Genomic DNA, 23743 nt, shown 5'->3' on the forward strand with positions numbered 1-23743 from the left:
GTTAGTTGATCGGTGTTAAAATTGCAGCATACCCTCCACCTGCAGCCATATCTACATTCAGCTTTTCTCCCTTGCCGATTTCCTGCGTTAAGAGCTGGTAATCTGCAGCATGTTTCCCTACATTTATCCCGTCTTTGAGGATTTCAATCTTGTATTTTTTATGGTCAAGGAAGGTCATGTCAATAGAAAAACTCCTGGCATCCCAGTTGGTTAATCCTCCAATATACCAGTGATCTCCATTTTTTCTGGCCACCAGTGCATACTCGCCAATTTTTCCTTCGAGCGCAATGGTCTTATCCCAGGTCGTTGGAAAACGCGACACATATTGCGTATATACAGGCTCTTTGCGATAGTTGGATGGATTGTCGCATAACATCTGCAAAGGACTGTCATAAAGTACATACATGGCGGTTTGGTGTGCCCGGGTTCCCATACTCATGGGTGAACTATGGCTCATCCGGAATTCCCCTTTATTGGTGTTCAGCATTGCACCGGGAGTGTAGTCCATCGGTCCTGCCACCATTCTGGTAAAAGGGAGGGTAGCATTGTGTACAGGGGTGATGGTTTCTTCCCATTTATTGTTTTCCATTCCACGTACACCTTCATAATTGAGCAGGTTTGGATATTCCCGGTTCAGTCCTACAGGTTTATAGGCACCATGCATATCAAGGAGCAGCTTTCTTTCTGCAGTAGCTTTTGCTGTTCTTTCATAAAAATTAACCATGTATTGGTCGGCCCTGGCCATAAAATCTACTTTTATACCTTTTACCCCCCATTTCACATACTCGTCCAGTATGGCATCCATGTTTTTATCCAGTGGCCCCCATAAGGTCCACAGGATAATTCCAACCTTCTTGCCTGCAGCATAGCTGATCAGTTCCTTCAGGTCGAGCTGCGGATTGGAAGCCATAAGATCTGTTGTCGTACGCGACCATCCTTCGTCCAGGATGATGTATTCCAACCCGAATTCAGCAGCGAAATCTACATAATATTTATAGGTGGCTGTGTTTAAACCGGATTTAAAATTCACCCCATAAATGTTATTGTCATTCCACCAGTCCCATGCCACCTTTCCCGGTTTTATCCAGGCCGTTTCTTTCAATGCATTGGGTTTTGCAAGTTTGTATACCAATTCGTTTTCCAGTAATCCTTTATCGCTTCCGCTGATGATCACCGTTCTCCATGGGTAACTTCTTTTGCCCTTAGTCTTTGCGTGGTAATCTGCTTTTTTAACAATAATCTCCTGGCGGTCACCTTTAGGTGTGGCCTCAAGGATTACTTTTGGGAAACTACCTGTCAGGCTGTTGCCGCCGGTACCATACAGGAAGAGGTTCGGATAATCCTGGATATCAGATTCGGTGACTACCATTTTTGTCCCTGCCGGGGTAGAGATATACAAGGGAAGGTAGCCGTATTGTTCAGCTGAAATATCAGCAAGTTTCATGGCTTTGAAATCGCCCTCATAATGCGACTGTAATTCCTTATTGTTTTCTTTGGGCAAATAGATGTCACAGTTTTCATTGAAGTTGAAAGCGACTTCTTCATTCTTTACTTCCACTTGCTCAGTTTCCAGGGACGTTACAAAGCGGTAGGCAACCCCATCATCATATGCACGGAATTCTATAGAATAACCACCTTTCATGATCAGGCTGAGTTCATTGTAAATCTCCGGGATGACTTTATTCTTTACAGGGACCACTGCGGTAATGGTTTGTTTAATGGAATGGGTAGCTGCTTTGATCACCTTTGGAGAGCTACCCAGATGGCTGCCTGCATCCAGCGTCATGCCCATCGCGCTGGGTTTGATCAGTACTTCTTTCCCTCTCCAAACTGACCAGGTAACCTGCTTGTTCACAGCGATCCTGACGCTGATCTTTTTATCCGGTGAGGTAAGCACATAGTCTTTTGCAAATGCAGCTGTATGCAGCAACAGTGCGAGGCATAACATCTTAATGTTTTTGGTTATCATTTTAAAGTATTTTACTTGGTTAAATTCAGTTCATTATTATTTCTGTCCGGTGCGTCTACGCCGAGAAGTGTCTTTACGAAAAAGTCCCTTTTTTTCTTCTTGCCAAATAGACCTCCGTCACTGTGGCCCAGTCCTGGAACGGTAACCAGCTCAAAATTCTTATTTGCTTTAATCAATGCATCAGCAAAACGGTAAGTGGATTCCGGAGGTACGTTGGTGTCTGCTTCCCCCACTACCAGCATGAGGTTACCGGTAAGTTTTGAGGCATTGGTTATATTCGACTGTGCTTCATAATGCGGACCCACAGGGTATCCCATCCATTGTTCATTCCACCATTGTTTGTCTATCCTGTTGTCATGGCAGCCACATGCCGCTACGGCAGATTTATAGAATTCAGGATGGAACAATACCGCAGCTCCTGCATTTTGTCCGCCTGCAGATGTTCCGTATACACCAATACGGGAAGTATCTGCCCAGCCATATTTTCTTCCCAGGGCCTTCATCCATAAGATACGGTCCTCAAATCCGGCATCGCCCAGATTTTTCCAGCAGACATCATGAAAAGCTTTGGACCTGTTTGCAGTACCCATGCCATCCATTTGTACCACGATGAAGCCAAGTTCTGCCAGGCTTTGCATTTCGCTGTAAGGCATGAAGTTTTTAGGGACGAAGGAATCCTGCGGCCCTGCATAGATATTCTCTATAATAGGGTAGCTGAGTGTACTGTCCATATGTGAAGGCTTGCAAACAATACCCCAGATGTCTGTTACGCCATCGCGTCCTTTCGCTTTAAACACTTCCGGAAATTTTATACCAGTGGCAAGAAAATCCGATACCTCCGCCTGTGAAATATCCATCAGTTTCTTTCCATCTGCTGTGCTGTTCAGGGTAATGGTTGGAGGGACGTTTACCTGCGACCAGGTGTCAATAAAAGTACGGCGGTCGGGAGCGTATGCCAGGCTATGGTTCCCGGTTGCCTTGGTGAGGGAAACAAGGTTTTTGCCGTCAAACCCTATCCTGTAATAATGGATATTGTAGGGATCCTCCGCAGGGTTCATCCCACTGGCCCTGAACCATATTTCTCTTTTTTTGCGATCTACGCTGTCAATTTCCCTCACTACCCAGTTCGCCCGGGTAATGCGTTTTTTCTCTTTACCGGTAAGTTCATCTATCAGGTAAATACTTCTCCAGCCATCCTTTTCAGAAACCCAGATGATTTCATGGGTGTCGGGAAGGTAATGTGTATAGATCCGTTGTTCATAGATGAATGTTTTTGTTTGTTCGTCCAGGATATTGCGTGTTTTGGCGGTATGGGTATTGACTTCAATTACCCTGAACCGCTGATGTCCGCGCTCTACCTTCTCAAAGGTAAAAATGTCGGGCTTGCCTTTTTGCCAGTGTAATACCGGGGGACCGAAGAAGTCTATTTTTTCAACCTGTACTTTGGCCGTACTTTTCTGCTGAGGGTTGAACACATACATCTCATAGCTGCTAAAATCCTCACCGGGTTGCATGTAATCGTGTGAACGCAGCTGACCACGCGTGGTGCCAGGTTCGGAACTTAAAACATAGTAGACCTTTTTTTCTTCTTTATAATCGATTCGGTAGCCAATGAGGTAATTGCTGTTAGGTGACCATGACAGTGCGCCGTACGGGCGTTCTTTGTTGCCGTCTGTTGTCAGTTGTATCTCTTCTTTAGTCGCCACGGAGCGGGAAAATACATTGCCGCCTCTGGTAAAAGCGATCCATTTCCTGTCGGGGGAAATGGAATCATTCTCTGGATGTTCCCAGCGACTGTGCCTGCGTTGCAAGGGCTTTTCATCGGTTGCCCATTCCTTGTCTGCCTTGTTTACCGGTAAACAGGTGTTGGCGGCAATATCCCACCTGAACCATTGTTCAGTGGTATGGATGAATATTTCCTTACCCCCATTGGCGGGAACGAAATTATCTACCGGCAGTGCCATTGCTGTTACTTTTTTTCCGGTCGCCCTGCCCAATGCTTCTGCCAGCCGGCCATGGTCGAATGCCCTTGATTTCGTTTTTTTATCGACATCCACCAGGAGGTATTCATGTGTATTGCCCGCAAGGTTATTCCTGTACCAGAAAGCTTTGCTTTGCGGTTCCCATCTCGCCTTTACAGTGGAACTATATATTTTCTTTGAAGCGGTACTATCCAGATGAGCTGCGTTACGGTAAGACTGAAGTAATTCCTGATGATCGGGATGATACGCCTTCCGTTGTGCAGATGCGCTGACAATTCCCAGCGTGTAAAATAAAATGGTTAAATACCGCATTTCGATTTTCATGATTTAGTGTTTTTTAAAATTACAAGGTAATGCGGAATGCTGGTTTTCTTAAATTAGCCTATTATAGTACCTTATTAACCCGTTTTACCGCTAAATAAAGCAGATAGGTTAAATTTAACAAAGGTTTCGTGAATTTTTTAAATAGATTTAGGCAGTTTAATAATTAATATATTCTCCAGCTCCCTTTCCTGTTAATAATGCGAATTTATCCCCTGAAGTTTAATCTCTTTGAAAAAATTTTCTGCTGCTTTCTCCTGACAAACATTATCTTAAATACCCTCATCTATGCACAACATGCCCCGGTAAATAACACTGAAGCCCATAGGAAACTGGCCAATAAAATCGGCAGGATAAAAGATGACAGCCGTGCTGATGCTTATGCTGATTCTTTGACACGCATAGCGAAGGCAGCGGCTGATCAGGAATGGGAAGCACAGATCCTTTTGGCTAAATCTTATAAAGCTTATAAAAGTGGTGATCAGCATAAGGCAGAGCAATTTGCACGGGAAGCCATGGCTTCCGTAAAAGAAAGTGATTCGCTGACTTATGTGAAGGCACCCTTGATGATCGCTTTTATGTTAAACAGGCAGGGAAAAGATGGACAGGCATTAAAATTTGCTTTTCAGACCCTGCGCAAGGCAGATGAAAAGGCCTGGACGAAGCTGGGCATCGCCTGCAGGAATTGCGTGGCAGATATTTACCGCTCCCGGCATGATACCGATAAGGCATTGCCTTATGCTTTGCAGGCTTCCAAAGATGCGCTTCAACTCAAGGATACAGCTGCCTATATCTATTCCTTGAGTACGCTATCGAATATTTATTCTACGCAGGCACGCAACTCTCCTGAGAGACTGTTAAAGGCCTCTGCTTATGCCGAAGAAATCCTCCGTGAACCTCTGTTGAGTTCCTTGTCCAATTTTGATAAAGCAAGTTATTCCAGTAACCTGGGACGCCTCTACGAGATGATGGGTAAATTCAAAGAAGCAGAGCATATGCTCCGGCAATCCATTGTTATATCCCGGAAAGAAGGCTTTACTGACCTCGAAAAACATGCACTGAATGAGTTGATGACAACGAAATCCAGTCAGGGTTTATACCGGGAGGCCATACAATATGGTGAAGAGGCAATCGCGTTACTGTCAGATGGAAAAAGTAACCAGGTGGTTCAGCGGAATATTTACGAGAGACTGGCAGAGGCAACTGTCGCGATAAAGGACTATAAGCAGGCCTATCAGTATACGATAAAAGCGAGGGCCATTAACGATAGCCTGATGACGCTGGAGAAAACACAGGTTTCTGCGGAGATGGATGAAGCGTACCGCGCTGATAAAAGAATTACTGAAGCCAATTCTGCAGCTAAACTGATGGAGCAACAGCGTAATTTTATCATTGTCCTTGCAGTTATTGCTGTGGCTGCATTGTTCGGTTTGTATCGCTGGATAATTTTCCGCAGGAACAAAAAGGCAGAATTATTAATTGCACAACATGAGCAACTGGCGAAGCTGGATGAAATGAAGACCCGGTTCTTTTCCAATATCAGCCATGAGTTGCGTACGCCACTTACCCTCATTGTCGGTCCCATCGATCAGTTGCATCAACAGAAAATACAACCACTCAGCACCACAATGCAGGAAAAATATATTGAAATGGTATGGGCCAATAGTAAAAAGCTACTGAACATGTTCAATGAGCTGCTTGATCTAAGCAAAATTGAAGCAGGCAGCTTACCTGTACAATTGAGGGCTATGGCTGTTGAACCTTTAATGCACCTGCTTTATCAGGGTTTTACCTCCTCGGCTGAGTATAAAAAGATATCTTTCCATCTGTCCTGTTCAATCGGGCCGGATATCACGGCGGAAATTGACAAGGATAAGCTGGAGAAAATTATCAATAACCTGATTGGTAATGCACTTAAATTTACCCCTGCCCAGGGCCGTGTGGATATGCTGGTCTCTGCAAAACCTTCAGGAATGGAGATTATTGTGAAAGATACCGGGGCAGGAATTCCTGAAGACAGTCTGAAACATATCTTTGAAAGATATTATCAGGTAAGTCGTGTTGGGCAAACTGCTGAAGGGGGAACTGGAATAGGATTGGCCATTTCTAAGGAATATACGGAGATGTTAGGAGGAAACATCACGGTGCAGAGTTCAGCTGGGCTGGGGACCTCATTTAACGTGTTTATCCCGATGGTATTTCATACCCTGGTGATAGCGCGGCCTGATCCCTTGTTGGCTGAAGATGGCCAAACGTCAGCAGTTGATCCTGGGAATTATACACATGAAGGGTTCATTCTGTTAGTGGAAGACCAGCAGGAGATGGCGGAGTATATCTCTTCTGTTCTGGCTCCTTTTTACAGAATTGAGACTGCCATCAACGGATTTGATGCTTTGGAGAAACTCGGCACCTATGCGGAGTTACCCGCGCTAATTATTTCAGATGTCATGATGCCGGGAATGAATGGCTTTGAACTATTGTCCCGTTTAAAAGCGCATGAAGTGTACTTCCGTATTCCTGTGGTGATGTTAACGGCACTGGGGGATATGGATAACAGGTTAACTGCACTGAACATAGGGGTAGATGACTATCTCAGCAAACCTTTTATCAGTACAGAACTCATTGCCCGCTCTTCAAACTTAATTCAGCATTCAAGAAACAGATTTCTTCATCCCGGGGAAAGGGCGTTCGCAGCAGCCCTACCGGTAAACGATACGGAGGAGGAAGGACACGTGAGTATTTCCCCCGCAGATCTTCTATGGCTCAATAAACTTGAAAATCTGATCAGGAACAGCAATGGGAAATTCGATCTGGAGTTGTCCTCCGTGAGTTACCATATGGCCATTAGCGAAAGGCAGCTGTTCAGGACAGTCAAAAGTATTACCGGATTAACGCCCAATAAATACATTCGTACCATAAGGCTTCAGATAGCCAGGGAAGCCATAGAAAGCGGCAAATACAGGACAGTAGCAGAGATTGCTAATGTTGCGGGATTTGATACCCCCTCTTATTTCAGCAAACTGTTTAAAGAATCCTACGGAAGGGACGTTACCGATTTATTATAAAAAGACGTTTATTTTGCCTTCAAAGTCATTTTTATTAGATAATTGGCGGTTCTGTCAAGTTAAATGTCAGTTCTGTTGGAATCTGATCTTCCATATTTGCACCAACCATGATCAACCACTAATCCCATGGCCTATAGAAGATGGAAAAAACGCTGAAGCGAAAAGAAGTACTAAAGGAAGTAGCCTTTCAGGTCACTGACAAAAGAATAATATGTCCTGCCTGTAAGAATGATGATTGTTACCGCATACCGCGTGGTATGCTTTTTAAAAAAGTATTTACGTTCGTTCCTGTGAAACGTTATTTCTGTGGGAAATGCGTTAACCGCTTTTATAGGTTTAGCTAGTATTGTAGTGATTTTTCCATGAATCACCGATAATCGGGTTATATGTTATAAAAAAAGACCGGTCTTCCATAGAAGCCGGTCTTTTTTTATTCGTTGGTACTAATGTTTACTTACCAGAACTTCACATAAAGAGAAGTGATGATCAGTAAAGTCAGTACAATTAATGCAAGGGTAGAAGGTTTAACCTTGAACATTTCAGTATCCAGTTCAAATGCCTTAGGATTAATTTTCGGTCCTGCCATACTCATCGCGATCATAATCACCATCGTGAAGGCAAACGATAAGCCCATACAGATATGGAATGGAATTTCAAATGCGCCATTGCCATTTGGATACGCTGTATACATAAATGTTTCATTACCCAATACTGAAGGTGCGAACTCATTAAAGAATACCGAGAATAAGAAACCTGCAATTACACCAACAATGGCGGCACTGCCTGTAGTTCTCTTCCAGAACATCCCTAAGAAGAACATCGCGAATACTCCGGGACTAATGAATCCTGTATATTTCTGGATATAAGTGAAACCACCTACACCACCAATACCCAGTAAATCATTCCAGGTAAATAATACCGCAAGGATCATCGAGATGAATACTGTTGCCCTACCTACAAAAAGAAGGCTATTTTCTTCAGAGCCTTTTTTGAAGTATTTTGCATAAATATCCAGTGTGAAAATTGTGGAGATACTGTTTACCTTACCCGCAAGAGAAGCCACGATAGCTGCAGTAAGTGCGGCAACTGACAAACCTTTAAGTCCTGTAGGAAGGAAAGTCAGCATGGCAGAATATGCACCATCCTTACCACCTACCAGCTGAGGTAGATATCCTCCTTTGTATAATACAAAAGCGGCAATACCTGGTAACATCACAATTAATGGCATCATCAGTTTCAACAAACCTGCAAACAGGATACCTGTTCTTGCGGTATGAAGATCTGCACCCAGCGCTCTCTGTGTAATATATTGGTTACATCCCCAATAGTTCAGGTTAATAATCCAGATACCTGCAACGTAAGAAGCCAGACCAGGGAAAGTAAGGTACTTGCTGATCTCATTTTGTGTTGAGGTTGCAGTAGGTTTCGGAATGATCATTTTGAAGTGTTCCGGAGCCTGCTCCATCAATACATTGAAACCGGCAAGTGCATTGCTGCCCACACCAAATTTCTCACCGACAACAGTTAGCGCGATATATGTAGTCATCAATCCACCCAGAATTAACACCGCCACCTGGATCACATCCGTATAGGCTACTACCTTCATTCCACCTAAAGAGATCAGTAATGCAAAAACAGCCAGTCCAATCATAATCACATGCAGGTACTCTCCGCCGGTTAACCCGTTAATCGCCACCGCACCAAGGTACAGGATAGAGGTAAGGTTAACAAAAACGTAGAGGAATAACCAGAAAATAGCCATAATCAGGGCTGTAGACTCATTATACCTGTTCTGTAAGAACTGGGGCATGGTATAGATCTTGTTTTTCAGGTAAACAGGAATAAACCATACGGCAACGATAATAAGGGCAATGGCGGCAATCCATTCGTAAGCTGCAACAGCTACACCAAGGAAAAAGCCTTCACCACTCATCCCGATAAACTGCTCTGCTGAGATGTTTGAGGCGATAAGCGATGCTCCGATAGCCCACCAGGTAAGTGTGCCTTCGGCAAGAAAGAATGCTTTCGCATCCTGTTCTTCTTGTTTGCGTTTCCGGTATATAGAATACCCGTAAATGGAAACGACTAGGAAATAGATGATAAAAACTACATAGTCGGTAGTCGCTAAACTATTGGTCATAATATGATTAATATTTGGTTAGGTCAAGGAACTAATGTTTATTTATCTGATAATACACTTCGTTCCATTTCAGTTCATTACGGAATTGGTTAAGTTTCGTTTCTTTGTCGATGCCAACATACTCAATTCCGGCGATATCTGCAAAATCTGTGAGATGTTCTGCTGTTAAATTTTGACTATAGCAGGTATGGTGGGCTCCACCAGCATAAATCCATGCTGCACATCCGGTTTTCATGTCTGGTTGTGGTTTCCATAAAACGCGTGCTACAGGCAGTTTAGGCAGCTCTTCTTTAGAATCAACCCCATCAACAACATTCACCAGCATTCTGAACCTGTTACCCATATCTACAATGGATGCATTTAGGGCAGGTCCGTTCTCTGCATCAAAAATTAACCTTACCGGATCAGCTTTACCGCCGATACCCAATGGATGGATTTCACATTTCACAGGTCCTTTTGCCAGGGCAGCATCAACCTCAAGCATATGTGAACCCAATACAAAAGAATTACCAGGAGTGAAGTTATAGGTATAGTCTTCCATAAAAGCATTTGCTCCCGGAAGTCCGGTTCCCATTACTTTCATTGTTCTTACCAGGACAGCCGTTTTCCAGTCGCCTTCACCGGCAAAACCGTAACCATCCGCCATTAAACGCTGAACAGCCAGGCCAGGTAATTGTGCCATGCCATGCAGGTCTTCGAAGGTATCAGAGAAACCTTTGAAGTTTCCGTTTTCAAGGAAGTTACGCAGACCAATTTCAATCTTCGCTGCTTCTCTCAATGAACTGTGCTGGGCACCACCTTTAAGCAGGGTTTGCGCCATTACATAGCTATCTGCATATTCTTTAACAAGGGTATCAATTTCTGAATCTGTAGTCTGGTTGATCACCTGAACAAGGTCGCCGATACCGTAAGTATTCACAGAGAAACCGAATTTAAGTTCTGCTTCCACTTTATCACCTTCAGTTACTGCAACATTACGCATGTTGTCACCAAAACGTGCATATTTAGCACCTTGCATGTCATTCCAGCCAGCTGCTGCCCTTAACCAGGTGTTTACACTTTCGCGTACTTCGCTATCTTCCCAGTGTCCGGCTACCACCTTACGGTTGATACGCATTCTTGACACCATAAAGCCGAATTCACGGTCACCATGTGCACTTTGGTTCAGGTTCATGAAATCCATATCCATAGTACTCCATGGAATATCACGGTTAAATTGGGTGTGCAGGTGCAATAAAGGTTTTTGTAATACTTTTAATCCACCGATCCACATTTTTGCAGGAGAGAAGGTGTGCATCCAGGCGATTACCCCAATACAATTTTCTGCAGTGTTGGCTTCCTGACAGATCGCATAAATTTCTTCGTGCGTTTTTACGGTAGGCTTGAAAACGATTTTTACAGGGATCTGCGGAGAATCATTTAATGCTTTGGCAATCTGTTGCGAGTGTTCTGCAACTTGTCTTAAAGTTTCTTCACCGTACAAATGCTGGCTTCCGGTAATGAACCAGGCTTCGAATTGTTTTAAATTGCTTGTCATAATATTTAGTTATTGGCCGTAGTAGGAACCCACACCGTGTTTCCTCTCGTAATGTTTATTAATAAGTGCATCTTTCATGGGGCGTACATCCCTGTTGATCTGTTCGGTAAGGAAAGCCATTTTAGCCACTTCTTCCACTACAGCACTGTTGTAGACAGCCTTTTCAGCAGTTTTACCCCAGGTGAACGGCGCATGGTTACCTACCAGGATCATCTCTACATCAGCATAGTTCAGTCCAAGTTCCTTCAGGTGATCAATGATCTGGAAGCCTGTTTCGTACTCATAGTTTCCTTTGATCTTGTCATCACTCATCGGCGGCGCACAGGGGATCGATGCCGTGGTATGGTCTGCATGGGTAGTGCCATACACGGGAATTGATTTTAATGATTGTGCCCATGCAGTACCATAGGTAGAGTGCGTATGCACAATACCGCCGATATTTTCCCAGTGTTTGTATAAAACAGCATGGGTCTGTGTATCCGATGAAGGACGTAAATCGCCTTCAACAGTATTGCCGTCGAAGTCAACGATGACCATATTTTCCGGCGATAAATCTTCGTAAGGTACACCGCTTGGTTTAATCGCAAATACCTTTTTTTCCCTGTCGGCAGCACTTGCATTTCCGAATGTGAAAAGCACAAGTCCCAGCTTAGGCAGCTGCATATTGGCTGCATAAGCTTTTTCCCTGATATCCTGATATTGGTTACTCATGATTTGTATTGTTTTCTATGTAATCACCTAATGCTTTATAACGTGGGTAACGGTTCGCATAATAAGCTACATCTTCCTCATTAGGATAGTATTCTGCATCGAAGCCACGTCCCATGCCTACCATTGCTTCTTCCACTGTAGGGTAGATTCCTGCAACTACTGCGGCAAACATGGCTGCTCCCAGTGCACAGGTATGTTTAAACTGGTGGATACGGATTGGCATGTTCAGGATGTCTGACATCATCTGCATGATGTAAGGTGATTTTTTCGCCACACCACCGATACCAATAATTCCTTTCACTGGAATACCTTCAGCGATAAAACGGTCTACAATATTTTTTGCCCCGAAACAGGTCGACTCTGCAATAGCTCTGAATAATCTAGGGGCATCAGTACCAAGGTCAAGGTTGGATAATGCAGCTTTCAGCTCCTGATTGGCATCAGGTGTTCTTCTGCCATTAAACCAGTCTACACCCAGCTCATCGTCATCGTTTTTAGGCAATAAGGCAGCTTGTTTGCTCAACAATGGAATAATGTTGTCCAGCATTTCTTCTTCCAGCGCTTTAGCAGTGGCTTCATCGATTAATGCCGACTCACGAAGGATGTTTTTAACCGGCCAGCTTAAGATGTTTTTTAACCAGGCATAGGTATCACCGAAGGCAGATTGTCCTGCTTCAAGACCCATCATTCCAGGGATAACAGAGCCGTTAACCTGTCCACAAATACCCTTGATCAGCTTGCCTTCCATATCTGTTGCAGGTGCAACAAGGATATCGCAGGTAGAAGTACCCATTACCTTGCTCAGGTGATAAGGTTCAATCTGTCCGCCAACAGCACCCATGTGTGCATCAAAAGCACCTACACCAATAACTACTGAAGTGCTTAAGCCCAATTTATCTGCCCATTCCTGACTTAAAAAGCCGGCCGACTCATCGGAGGTATAGGTTTCTTTGAAAAGCTGGTCGGTATAACCATCCAAAAGAGGATCCAGTGAGCTGAAGAACTCATTTGGTGGCAGTCCGTCAAATTGCTCAGCCCATAATGCTTTATGGCCTGCGGCACAACGGCTGCGTTTCATTTCTTTTACATCCGTTCCGCCGGTAAGCAGGAAAGGAATCCAGTCGCAATGCTCTACCCATGAGTAACATGCTTCCCTAACTTGTTCATCTGTACGTAAGGTTCTCAGCAATTTTGCCCAAAACCATTCAGAAGAATAAATGCCTCCACAATAATCCAGATAGTTGATAGCTGACTTTTGTGCATGCTCATTGATCTGAGCCGCTTCTTTCACCGCGGTATGGTCTTTCCAGAGTACAAACATCGCGTGTGGGTTTTCCTGAAATTCAGGAAGTAACGCCAAGGGCGTTCCCGCTTTGTTTACCGCTACAGGTGTTGATCCTGTAGTGTCCACCGCAATTGCCTTTACTGCTGCGGCAGCAGCTGCGCCACCTGCCTGTGCAATACAATCCTTTATCGTGTACTCCAGTCCTTCAGTATAATCTAAAGGATGCTGTCTGAACTGATTGATGGAAGGATTACAAAATAATCCTTTTTGCCATCTTGGATAGTTAAAAACTGAAGAAGCAATCTCTTCACCATTCTCTGCGTTTACGAGTACCGAACGAACTGAATCTGATCCGTAATCGACCCCAATTACATATATATCTGGTTTCATAAAATAAATAAATGTCTAATTAACGTTTATTTATTTATTAAATGAAATTTTTTAAAACTTTTCAGTCATTTCTTTTGTAAATAGGCCTTTAAGGCCTAACTGATGAGGTTTTCAGGATTGGGTATAAAATTGAGAAATGCCTGGAATTTGGCTTTGTACTTTTTCTTGTCCAGTTTGAAATAAAATGCACCTTTCTTGGAATTTGATTTATCTTTCTCCTCCAGCTTGATCAGCAGACCTGTCGAAGTCAGTTTTCTGATGAAGTTACGGTTGTCTATCTGCGTATTGTAGACTCCCTCATATAAACTCTGCAACTGGGGAATGGTAAACTTTCTCGGCAGCAATTCAAACAATAGCGGGTGAAGTGCAGCTTTATATCTTATCTTCTGTCTGGCAATTTCCACCATTTCCCCATGGTCGAAGACAAGTTTCGGCATTTCATTCATCAGGAACCATTCCGCATGGTAACGATCACTTAACTGGGTTTCATACTTATGAATGTCAATCAGTGCAAAATAAGCTACAGAAACAATACGGTGTTTGGGATCTCTTGAAGGTTCACCAAAAGCATGCAGCTGCTCCAGGTATACCCCGTCAAGCCCAGTTAACTGCAAAAGGATTTTATTGGCCGCTTCGTCAAGACTTTCATTTTCCTGGATAAAGCCGCCCATGAGACTCCATTTTCCCATTTCAGGTTCAAAGCCCCTTTTGATTAAAAGAATTTTTAAGTTCTCTCCGTCAAACCCAAATATAATGCAGTCTACAGCGAGCAGCATTTTAGTTTCATTAGTGTAGTCAGTCATTAAAGCGATAATTAGGTTAAATGCAGATTATTTAATAATATTAGATAAAAGATTTAACATCACAAACTTAATAAGAATTATATTAATCGTTGTTTTGACGTTTAATATTTTTTTCTCTATTTTGGCACCGACTAATATATAAACCGTAAAATAAATTATGAAAACAAATCAAAATCTTTTTTTAGCTGCGCTTTTCGTATCCGGAATACTCGCAGGTTGTAATTCCTCTTCAACACCAAAAGATACGGCTGCAGATAGCACACAGACCACAGTAACAACTTCATTACCAGATTCTACGGCCTTTACTGGTACGACGGATCAAAAAAAGACACATTTATATATTCTTAAGAATAAGGAGGGCAATCAGGCCGCAATCACCAACTTCGGTGGCAGGCTGGTTTCTTTACTGGTTAAAGATAAGGATGACAAGTTTGTGGATGTAGTTTTAGGGCATGACAGTCTGAAATCTTATCAGCGTAAGGAAGAATTTTTCTTCGGTGCCCTGATTGGCCGTTATGGAAACAGAATTGCGAAGGGTAAATTCAGTCTGGAAGGTAAACCTTACCAGGTAGAGGTAAACGATGGTGTGAATACCTTACACGGTGGTTTCAACGGTTTTTATAAAAAAGTATGGGATGCCAAACAAACCGATGACCATACCCTGGAGCTTTCGTATTTTTCTAAAGATGGCGAAGCCGGATATCCTGGAAACCTGACCGTAAAGGTGGTGTATTCTTTGGAAGACGACAATTCCCTGAAAATCACTTACAACGCAACAACGGATAAAGCAACAGTAGTCAACCTGACCAACCATGCCTATTTCAACCTGAATGGTGCCGGTGATAAAACGATTACAGATCATTCCCTGCAATTAGAGGCTGATGAATATACACCAGTGGACAAGACCCTTATCCCAACCGGTAAACTGGTGAAAGTTAAAGGAACACCGTTTGACTTTACCGCAGCGAAACTGATTGGCGCTAACATTGATGATGCAGATGAGCAATTGAAAAATGGTAAAGGATATGATCACAACTGGGTATTAAGGAAAGACAAAGGTTTGCGTCTGGCTGCTACAGTGGGTAGTGCAAAAACAGGTATTGTGATGCAGGTATTCACTGAAGAGCCTGCGATCCAGTTCTACAGTGGTAACTTCCTGACCGATGAGGTAAACTATGGAAAAGGAAATGCGACGTATGGCTTCCGTTCTGCTTTCTGCCTGGAGACGCAACATTCTCCTGATTCACCTAACCAGCCTTCATTCCCTTCTACAGAATTAAAACCAGGAGAAACTTACAAAACGGTCTCCGTTTATAAGTTCACTGTAAAAAAATAAGTTCTTTAAAACAGGAAGGACATTTTGCCCATTGTTAAGCAGGATGTCCTTCGTTAAGATGTCATTAAAATTTAAAACATGGATTCAACGTTAAAAATTGAAGAATTAGCAATTAACACTGTACGTACATTATCAATTGATGGGGTACAGAAAGCAAATTCTGGTCACCCGGGTATGCCAATGGGCGCAGCCCCGATGGGTCACGTACTTTATTCGCATTATATGAAATTTAACCCTAAAAACCCGGAATGGGCAAACAGGGATAGATTTATTTTATCTGCAGGACATGGCTGTATGTTACAATACAGTTTGCTGCACCTTACGGGTTATAACGTCACTATTGACGACCTGAAAAGTTTCCGTCAGCTGCACAGTAAAACTGCAGGACACCCGGAGCATGGCCTGATTGATGGTGTTGATGTTACTACTGGTCCGCTGGGACAGGGTTTTGCCAATGGGGTAGGATTTGCGATCGGTCAGAAAAACCTGGCTGCACGTTACAACAAACCAGGATATGAACTTTTCGATTATAAAATCTATGCGATCTGCAGTGATGGTGATATGATGGAAGGGGTAACTTCAGAAGCCGCTTCTTTGGCTGGTCACCTGGAATTGGGCAACATTATTTATCTGTATGATGATAACCATATCTCTATTGAAGGTTCTACTGATATTGCTTTCAATGAGGATGTAGCCAAACGTTTCGAAGCTTACAACTGGCATGTACAGGTGGTAGAAGATGGAAATGATGTGGCTGCTATTGTGAATGCTGTTCGCAATGCGAAAGCTGAAACACAAAAACCATCCCTGATTAAAGTGCGTACACAAATTGGTTATGGTAGTCCGAATAAGGTAAACACTGCCGGTTCCCATGGTTCACCACTGGGTGCAGATGAAATCAGGTTGGTAAAAGAATTCTTCGGTTTCAATCCTGATGAATCTTTTGCTGTTCCTGCTGAAGTAGCCGAATATTACCAGGCAGCTGGTCACAAAGGTGCTGAGGCCAACAAAGCATGGGATGAGTTATTCGCTAAATACAAGGAAGAATTCCCTGAACTGGCAGCAGAATATGAATTGCTGGCCAATGGAGAATTACCTGCAGGCTGGAAAGATGCCTTACCGGTATTTGCGCCTTCGAAAGATAAAATGGCCACACGCCAGGCTTCAGGAAAAGTATTGAATGCCATTGCTGATGTACTTCCTGGTCTAATTGGTGGTGCTGCCGATCTTGCCCCCTCAACAGAAACGAATTTAAAAAAATACGATTCATTCACCTCAGAAAACAGGGCTGGACGTAATTTCCACTTCGGTATCCGTGAGCATGCCATGGGTTCTGCCTTGGTGGGTATGGCCTTAACCAAAGGTATTATCCCTTTCGGTGCTACTTTCCTGATGTTCTCTGAATATATGCGCCCGCCTATTCGTCTGGCGGCGATCATGAAGATCAACCCTATCTTTGTGTATACCCATGACAGTATTGGCTTAGGGGAAGATGGAACGACTCACCAGCCTGTTGAGCAGCTGATCTCCTTACGCTCTATTCCGAATATCACGGTGATCCGTCCTGCTGATGCGAATGAAACCGCACAGGCATGGCGTGTAGCTGTTGAGCATAAAGACGGCCCGGTCGTATTGGTATTTACCAGACAAGGTTTACCTGTACTGGATCAGGAGAAATATGGTAAAGCTGAATTATTGGAAAAAGGTGCCTATATCCTTTCTGAGCCCGAAACTGCTCCTGAATTGATTCTTGTCGCTACCGGATCTGAAGTCGCCTTGATTATGGATGCCCAGGTTAAACTTAAAGAAGAAGGTATTGCTGCCCGTGTGGTGAGTATGCCATCATGGGAGCTTTTTGAAAAACAGGATGCCGCTTATAAAGAAGAGGTCTTCCCTAAAGCGATCAGAAAACGTCTGGCTGTAGAAACAGGATCTCCATTGGGATGGCATAAATATGTGACCGATGAAGGTGATATTATTGCCATGAATACTTTCGGTGAGTCTGCTCCGGCAGAAGAACTGTATAAGCTTTTCGGATTTACTATTGATAATGTAGTGGCTAAAGCGAAAGCTTTACTGGAAAAATAAACGGTTAAATATTCAAATCGAGGGCCCGTCATGTAAGTTGCGGGCCCTTTTTTATGCTGTTGTCAGCTGAATAGACAGATCCCCGGCTGAAGGATTTTTGTCTCATGGGGGATGGAATCTATTCTTCTTCGGCACCTCCGGTCGATTTGGACTGCAGGTAGAAGGCCCCATTTTTAGCGATCTCTACCCCGGCGTCTAATTTCTGCATGGGCATGATCTGTATATAGCCCAGTTCTGCAACGCCGGTTTTTACTTCAGCCATCCTGAAATATACCTTATCCCCGGCTTTTTTATCCACCACAAAAATGTATTCTTTACCCTCAGAGCGGACAACTGCATCTACGGGTACCGCATCGGAAAGCTGTGCTCCAACACCAATTAATGCGGTTACATACATTCCTGGAATAAGGTTCAGCCTGGCGGGATTTTCAATTACTGCATGTACAATCACGCCTTTGCTCTCGTTTTCAAAGGACTTATTGATTCCATTAATCTTTCCTTTGATCTGTTCATTCTCCTGATTGGTCAGCTGAAAATCTACCTGTTGTCCCAGTTTCACTTTCATCAGGTCTTTCTCAAATACAATGAGGTCACAGTGGATCTTTGAATTGTCTACCACTTCCATAATGGAAGTGCCTGGTTGTACGAAGGCTCCGATATTGGCGGAGATCTGTCCCACAGTACCGCTGATCGGTGAAATCAGCGGAAACCGGGAAACGATATGCCCTTTGGCGATCTTTGCCGGAGCAATGCCCAGCTGCCGCAGCTGACTCTCATACGCATTGATCTTTGAAAGTTCGGCATGATAACTCGCTTCTGCGGCCTGAAAAAATTTACCTGTACCGGCACCGGCTGCTGCCAGTTGCTGCTGGCGCTTGTATTCTGCCTGGACATAGCTGAAGTTATTTTTTGCGCCCAGATAATCCTGCTGTATTTTAATGAGCTCCTGGTTTTCAACTGTGGCCAGTACCTGCCCATGGCTAACACGCTGTCCTTCCAGCACCCTGATGTCCCTGATCATTCCGCCCGACAGGACGCTGACATCGGCCTTATTCTGCGGCGGAACAGCGAGTTGTCCGTTTGCTTTCACAATGCTGTTTAAATTTTTCCTTTCTATTTTACCAATGGTAATCCCGACAGACTGCATCTGTTGCGGAGAAAGTGATAGTTCTTGTGTACCTGTTTCCGTACTGGTTTCTTCCGTTGCCTGTTCCTTTTTCTCTTCCGAGCAGGACGCAATGACCAGAAATGGCAGCAGCAGAAAAACAAGTTTATAGGTAAGTAGTTTCATGGTTTATTCTCCTTTTAAAAATTGTAACTGAATAACAGATTCGTTGAGGCGTTCTATAGCGCTGAGATAGGCAAGTTTTGTTTGTATGGCAGCCGACAGGTGCTGAATGTATTCGATATAGCCGATCTCTCCCAGGTCAAATGAAACCTGGGCTATCCGCAGTTGTTCTTCTGCCTGCTTTAATCCGGAAGACTGGTAATAATTCACTGCCTGCAGCTGGATCTTGTATTGCTCAAGTTCCTGCTGATAACTGAGTACGGTCATTGACCTGCTTTGTTCATAATTCACTCTTGCAATCTGGCTGGCCAGCCGCTCACTTTTAATCCTTGCGCGGTTGGCGCCATTGAAAACAGGTACCGCCAGGCCTACCTGGAATCCTCCGATCCTTGTTCCCGGAAAATAACCACGGTTGATCCCCGCTGGATCGAATGAATTCAGCACCAGCTGCTGACTGTAGCCCAATGTGATATCGGGCATGACCTTAGATTTTTCTACCGCAATACGTGCATCTGCGACCTTGATCTGCTGTTGTTCCTGTTTCAGGAATGCATTCTCCTGAAAGGTATCCGCATGAACGGCCGTGTCGCTGAACAGTACCGGAAGGAGGGATGCCGAAGGCAACACCGGGACACTATCATTTTGCAGCTGAAGCAGCCTGAGCTCATGGTTCCGTAAGTCAGCACGGGCATTTAACTTGAGCAACTGGATTTCCTGATATTTATTCCTTGCACTGAGAAGTTCCAGATTGGAAGTTTCCCCGGTCTTCACCCTGGTTTCTGCTTTTTTGGTAAAATCAAGGTAAATACTATCCTGTTTATTTAGCAGCGTTAATACCTGTTTTCCTAGCAGGTAGCCATAATAGGCGAGTTTCACTTCTTTGATAACCGCTTCGCGGCTACTGTTTCCCGTTTGTTCTGCCAGGACTGAAGACTGGTTCAGCAGTTTTTTCTGGTTTTTATACCATCCCGGCCAGGCGAAACTTTGTGTAATCCCCAAAGCATTATCAATATTTCCCCCACTGGTAGGATCCTGTGTCAACATCAGCTCCGTTTTGGGCAGGTCTACTGCTGATTTGATCAGCGCCTTTGATTGTGCGGTAGACAATCCTGCTGCCTGCAACTGCATATTGCTCTTTAATACCCTGGAAATAATGATGTCCAGTTCTGCAGGTGGTGGAGTCTGGGCGCTGGCCGATAGACCGGTTCCGAAAAACAGGCCAGTGGTAAACAGGATCAGTAGTGCTGGTTTAGAAAGCATAGGATGACTATGTTCGGGATGATTCAATTGATTTCCTTTCCTGTCGTTAAACAGGATATACAGGCAGGGCAGTACAAACAAGGTCAGTAAGGTTGCGGTAATCAGGCCACCAATCACTACAGTGGCGAGTGGACGCTGTACTTCAGCACCTGCGCTTGCCGACAAGGCCATTGGCAAAAAGCCGAAGGTGGCTACGGCAGCTGTCATCAGTACCGGACGCAGGCGTACTTTCGTTCCTTCCATCACACGCTGGTAAATATCATCCATGCCGGTTTCCTTTAGATGGTTAAAATAGCCGATCAGCACAATGCCATTCAGTACGGAAACCCCGAAGAGGGCAATAAAACCCACCCCCGCAGAAATACTGAAAGGCATGTCCCTTAACAATAAGGCTGCAATACCACCTATCGCAGCGAGGGGCACGGCGGTAAATATCAGCAGACTTTGTTTCACTGAACGAAAGGTGATGTACAGTAAAACCAGGATCAGCAACAGTGCTGCGGGTACTGCTACCATTAACCGTTCCTTTGCGGCCAGCAGGTTCTGAAACTGACCTCCATAGGTCATGTAATATCCTGCAGGTAATTTCAGTTTTTCATCCATCAGCTGCTGTATTTCTTCCACTGTACTTTCTACATCCCTGCCGCTGACATTAAAGCCGACAAAAATCCTTCTTTTCCCATCTTCACGTGAGACCTGGGCGGGTGCATCTTTAAAAGAAATTGCAGCAACCTGACTCAAAGGAACTTTATTTCCTGAGGCCAGGGGGATCAGCAGGTTCTGTACATCGGTAATATTATTCCGCAGCTCACTTTGCAGGCGTACGACCATATCAAACCGCTTTTCTCCTTCAAACACTACACCTGCAACATTTCCGGCAAAGGCAGTTCGAAGAATCATGTTGATATCACTGATGTTAAGGCCGTATTGTGCCATTTTATCGCGGTTGTAATTGACCGTCACCTGGGGTAGGCCACTTACTTTTTCCACATAGGGTGTTTCCACACCTTTCAGCGGAGCAATCAGCCGGGCAATTTTTTCGGCTTCACGGCTCAATACCTCCAGGTCATCCCCATAGATCTTGAGCGCCACATCCTGGCGAATACCGGTCATCAGCTCATTAAAGCGCATTTGCATCGGCTGGGTAATTTCTACATGTATTCCGGGGATGGCCGACAGGGTTTCTTCCATTTTCTCCATCATCTCCTCACGGGATGATGCTGATGTCCAGCTGTCCTTCGGCTGCATGGCCAGCATCATGTCCCCGCGTTCCATAGGCATGGGGTCTGTAGGGATCTCGGAGCTGCCGATGCGGGTCACGGCCTGTTTAAGTTCCGGGAATTCTGCTTTCAGCAACTTTTCGGCTTTGCCGAAGGTCTTCACGACTTCAGATAAAGAAGTTCCCTGCATCATGGAGATTTCAACCGTAAGATCACCTTCCTCTAGTGTGGGAATAAACTCTCCGCCCATCCTGTTAAATGCCCATAAAGATAATCCGAACACCAGGAAGGTGATCAATACCGTGAGCCTTTTAAAACGCAAAACCGGGGCCAGTGCCCTGGCATAGGCTTTCTGCAGGTAACTGATGAACTTATCCGATAAGGTAGTTCGGTGGACGGTATTTTTGCTGAGGCATAAGGCACTCATCATCGGTACATAGGTCAGGGAAAGGATAAAGGCACCAAGAATAGCAAAGGTCACTGTTTCGGCCATAGGCCGGAACATTTTCCCTTCAATCCCGGTCAGTGCAAAAAGAGGGAGGTAAACGATAAGAATAATGATCTCACCGAAAGCGGCACTGCTGCGTATTTTCGAGGAGGCGATATAGACTTGTTCGTCCATTTCCTCCTGGTTGAGCCGGGGTTGATCCTTAAAGAGTTTACTCTCGGTAAGCCGGAAAACAATAGCCTCCACAATAATCACGGCACCATCCACAATCAGGCCGAAGTCTATCGCACCCAGGCTCATCAGGTTTCCCGATACCCCAAATAAATACATCATTCCAAAAGCGAAAAGCATGGCCAGGGGAATAACAGAGGCCACGACCAAACCTGCACGCAGGTTCCCAAGCAATAAGGCGAGTACAAGGACCACAATCAGTGCCCCTTCCAACAGGTTGGTTTTTACGGTGCCTATGGCACGTCCTACCAATTCTGTACGGTCTATAAAGGGTTCTATGACTACGCCTTCAGGCAATGATTTCTGGATCTGAACGATCCGTTCTTTTACATTTTTGATGACCTGGTTAAAGTTTTCCCCTTTTAACATCAGGGTGACGCCGGCCACGACTTCGCCTTCGCCATTTCTTGTCACCGCTCCGTATCTTGTGGCGCTTCCGAACTGGACTTTAGCAATATCCCTGATCAGGATCGGCGAGCCCCCGGTATTGGTGACCACAATATTGCCGATGTCATCCAGTGATTTTACCTGTCCCAGTCCGCGGATAAAATAGACATTGCTCTGCTGCTCAATATAGGAACCCCCGGTATTTTCATTGTTTTTCTCCAGGGCTTCATATACATGGGGAATGGTTAAGCCCAGTGAATTCAGCTGGTCATTATCGAGGGCAATTTCGTATTGTTTCACATATCCGCCCCAGCCGCTCACTTCAGCTACGCCAGGGGTACCGGCCAGCTGCGTACGGACCAGCCAGTCCTGTAGGGTACGGAGGTCTGTGGCAGAATATTTCTGTTCATATCCTTTTTTGGTATGCAGCACATATTGGTAGATCTCACCCAGTCCGGTTGTAATAGGGGCCAGCAGTGGTTCTGTCAATCCTTTCGGAATACTTTGTTCAGCTTCTTTCAGCTGCTCATTCACCTGTTGCCTGGCCCAGTAAATATCGGTATCGTCTTTAAATACGAGGGTGATCACGGAAATTCCGGATCGTGAAATAGACCTTTTCTCCAGGATTTGGGGAATATTGGCCATGGCAAGCTCAATGGGGGCAGTAATAAACTGCTCTACTTCCTGGGCACCCAGACTGGGTGCCTGGGAAATCACCTGCACCTGGTTATTGGTAATATCAGGTTGTGCATCCAGTGGCAAATGGTAGGCAGAATAAATCCCCCATACCACCAAGCCTAGCGTCATCAACCCAATAGTTACTTTGTTCTTTATAGAGAACGCTATAATCTTATCAAACATACATGTTGGTAAAAACGATCATTCCTGCGGTACTAAACAACAACGCAGCAATGGTCTTGATGAATAAATATAATTTCAGGCCCTGAAACGGGACTTAATCAGATTAACACCATTGCGGAGGTTGCCATATAGGCAGGGCTACTGCAGTATCGCGTCCGGGAGTATAAGGAATAAGGGTACTGTTGATTTCCGGAAGAGGAACTACCGTTAAATAGAAAAGCTGGGCAACTGAAGAGGCTGCGCAGCAGGAACAATGGCAGAATGGAGTACAATTGTCTGTCAGACCATGGGAATGGTTAGTTTCCGGATGCTGAGCGGAAACACTGGAATGCTGGTAAATAGTTTCCTGCGCATCTGCACAGGGTACAAAATTAAGTACCAAAACTATAACTACGCAAATCAGTGAAAAGAGTTTCATTCG

The 23743-nt window shown here is 44.5% G+C and carries 13 protein-coding genes; 3 read left to right on the forward strand and 10 right to left on the reverse strand.

Annotated features, from left to right (window positions below; all coding sequences use genetic code 11):
- Position 1: 1 nt before the first annotated feature.
- Both ACSBL2_RS02065 and ACSBL2_RS02070 read right to left on the reverse strand, forming a co-directional pair.
- Positions 2–1969: a glycoside hydrolase family 97 protein gene (locus tag ACSBL2_RS02065; protein WP_442590024.1), complete on the reverse strand. Its 1968-nt coding sequence runs from the start codon at positions 1967–1969 to the stop codon at positions 2–4.
- Between the two features lie 11 nt (positions 1970–1980).
- Positions 1981–4275 (reverse strand): prolyl oligopeptidase family serine peptidase, encoded by a 2295-nt coding sequence (locus tag ACSBL2_RS02070; RefSeq protein ID WP_442590025.1) that lies wholly within the window; start codon positions 4273–4275, stop codon positions 1981–1983.
- A 197-nt stretch (positions 4276–4472) separates the two neighbouring features.
- Here ACSBL2_RS02070 and ACSBL2_RS02075 point away from each other — a divergent pair, with 197 nt between their 5' ends.
- Positions 4473–7337: an ATP-binding protein gene (locus ACSBL2_RS02075; protein ID WP_442590026.1), complete on the forward strand. Its 2865-nt coding sequence runs from the start codon at positions 4473–4475 to the stop codon at positions 7335–7337.
- Between the two features lie 454 nt (positions 7338–7791).
- Here the strand turns inward: ACSBL2_RS02075 and ACSBL2_RS02080 are convergent, their stop codons facing one another.
- The 5 genes from ACSBL2_RS02080 to ACSBL2_RS02100 form a co-directional block, all read right to left on the reverse strand.
- Entirely contained in the window at positions 7792–9477 is a 1686-nt protein-coding gene (locus ACSBL2_RS02080) for a sodium:solute symporter family transporter (RefSeq protein ID WP_442590027.1), read from the reverse strand.
- 31 nt (positions 9478–9508) lie between these two features.
- On the reverse strand, positions 9509–11014 hold the full coding sequence (gene araA, locus ACSBL2_RS02085; protein ID WP_442590028.1) for an L-arabinose isomerase: 1506 nt from the start codon (positions 11012–11014) through the stop codon (positions 9509–9511).
- Between the two features lie 9 nt (positions 11015–11023).
- Positions 11024–11725 carry an L-ribulose-5-phosphate 4-epimerase gene (locus ACSBL2_RS02090; protein WP_442590029.1) on the reverse strand — a complete coding sequence of 234 codons (702 nt, stop codon included), beginning with the start codon at positions 11723–11725 and terminating at the stop codon, positions 11024–11026.
- Positions 11718–13400, reverse strand: a complete 1683-nt coding sequence (locus ACSBL2_RS02095; RefSeq protein WP_442590030.1) for a ribulokinase — start codon at positions 13398–13400, stop codon at positions 11718–11720. The genes ACSBL2_RS02090 and ACSBL2_RS02095 overlap by 8 nt, the downstream gene beginning before the upstream one ends.
- A 95-nt stretch (positions 13401–13495) precedes the next feature.
- Entirely contained in the window at positions 13496–14203 is a 708-nt protein-coding gene (locus tag ACSBL2_RS02100; protein WP_442590031.1) for an NUDIX hydrolase, read from the reverse strand.
- Positions 14204–14360: 157 nt separating this feature from the next.
- Here ACSBL2_RS02100 and ACSBL2_RS02105 point away from each other — a divergent pair, with 157 nt between their 5' ends.
- Positions 14361–15539, forward strand: coding sequence for an aldose epimerase family protein (locus ACSBL2_RS02105; protein WP_442590032.1), 1179 nt, complete (start codon positions 14361–14363; stop codon positions 15537–15539).
- Positions 15540–15617: 78 nt separating this feature from the next.
- Positions 15618–17627 (forward strand): transketolase, encoded by a 2010-nt coding sequence (tkt, locus tag ACSBL2_RS02110; protein ID WP_442590033.1) that lies wholly within the window; start codon positions 15618–15620, stop codon positions 17625–17627.
- Positions 17628–17745: 118 nt separating this feature from the next.
- Here the strand turns inward: tkt and ACSBL2_RS02115 are convergent, their stop codons facing one another.
- From ACSBL2_RS02115 to ACSBL2_RS02125, 3 genes are all read right to left on the reverse strand, one after another.
- Positions 17746–18918, reverse strand: a complete 1173-nt coding sequence (locus ACSBL2_RS02115; RefSeq protein WP_442590034.1) for an efflux RND transporter periplasmic adaptor subunit — start codon at positions 18916–18918, stop codon at positions 17746–17748.
- A 3-nt stretch (positions 18919–18921) separates the two neighbouring features.
- Entirely contained in the window at positions 18922–23322 is a 4401-nt protein-coding gene (locus ACSBL2_RS02120) for a CusA/CzcA family heavy metal efflux RND transporter (RefSeq protein WP_442590035.1), read from the reverse strand.
- Between the two features lie 103 nt (positions 23323–23425).
- Positions 23426–23740 (reverse strand): DUF6660 family protein, encoded by a 315-nt coding sequence (locus ACSBL2_RS02125; protein WP_442590036.1) that lies wholly within the window; start codon positions 23738–23740, stop codon positions 23426–23428.
- Positions 23741–23743: the final 3 nt, after the last annotated feature.

This window comes from Pedobacter sp. AW31-3R (assembly GCF_052180285.1).
Lineage (GTDB): Bacteria > Bacteroidota > Bacteroidia > Sphingobacteriales > Sphingobacteriaceae > Pedobacter.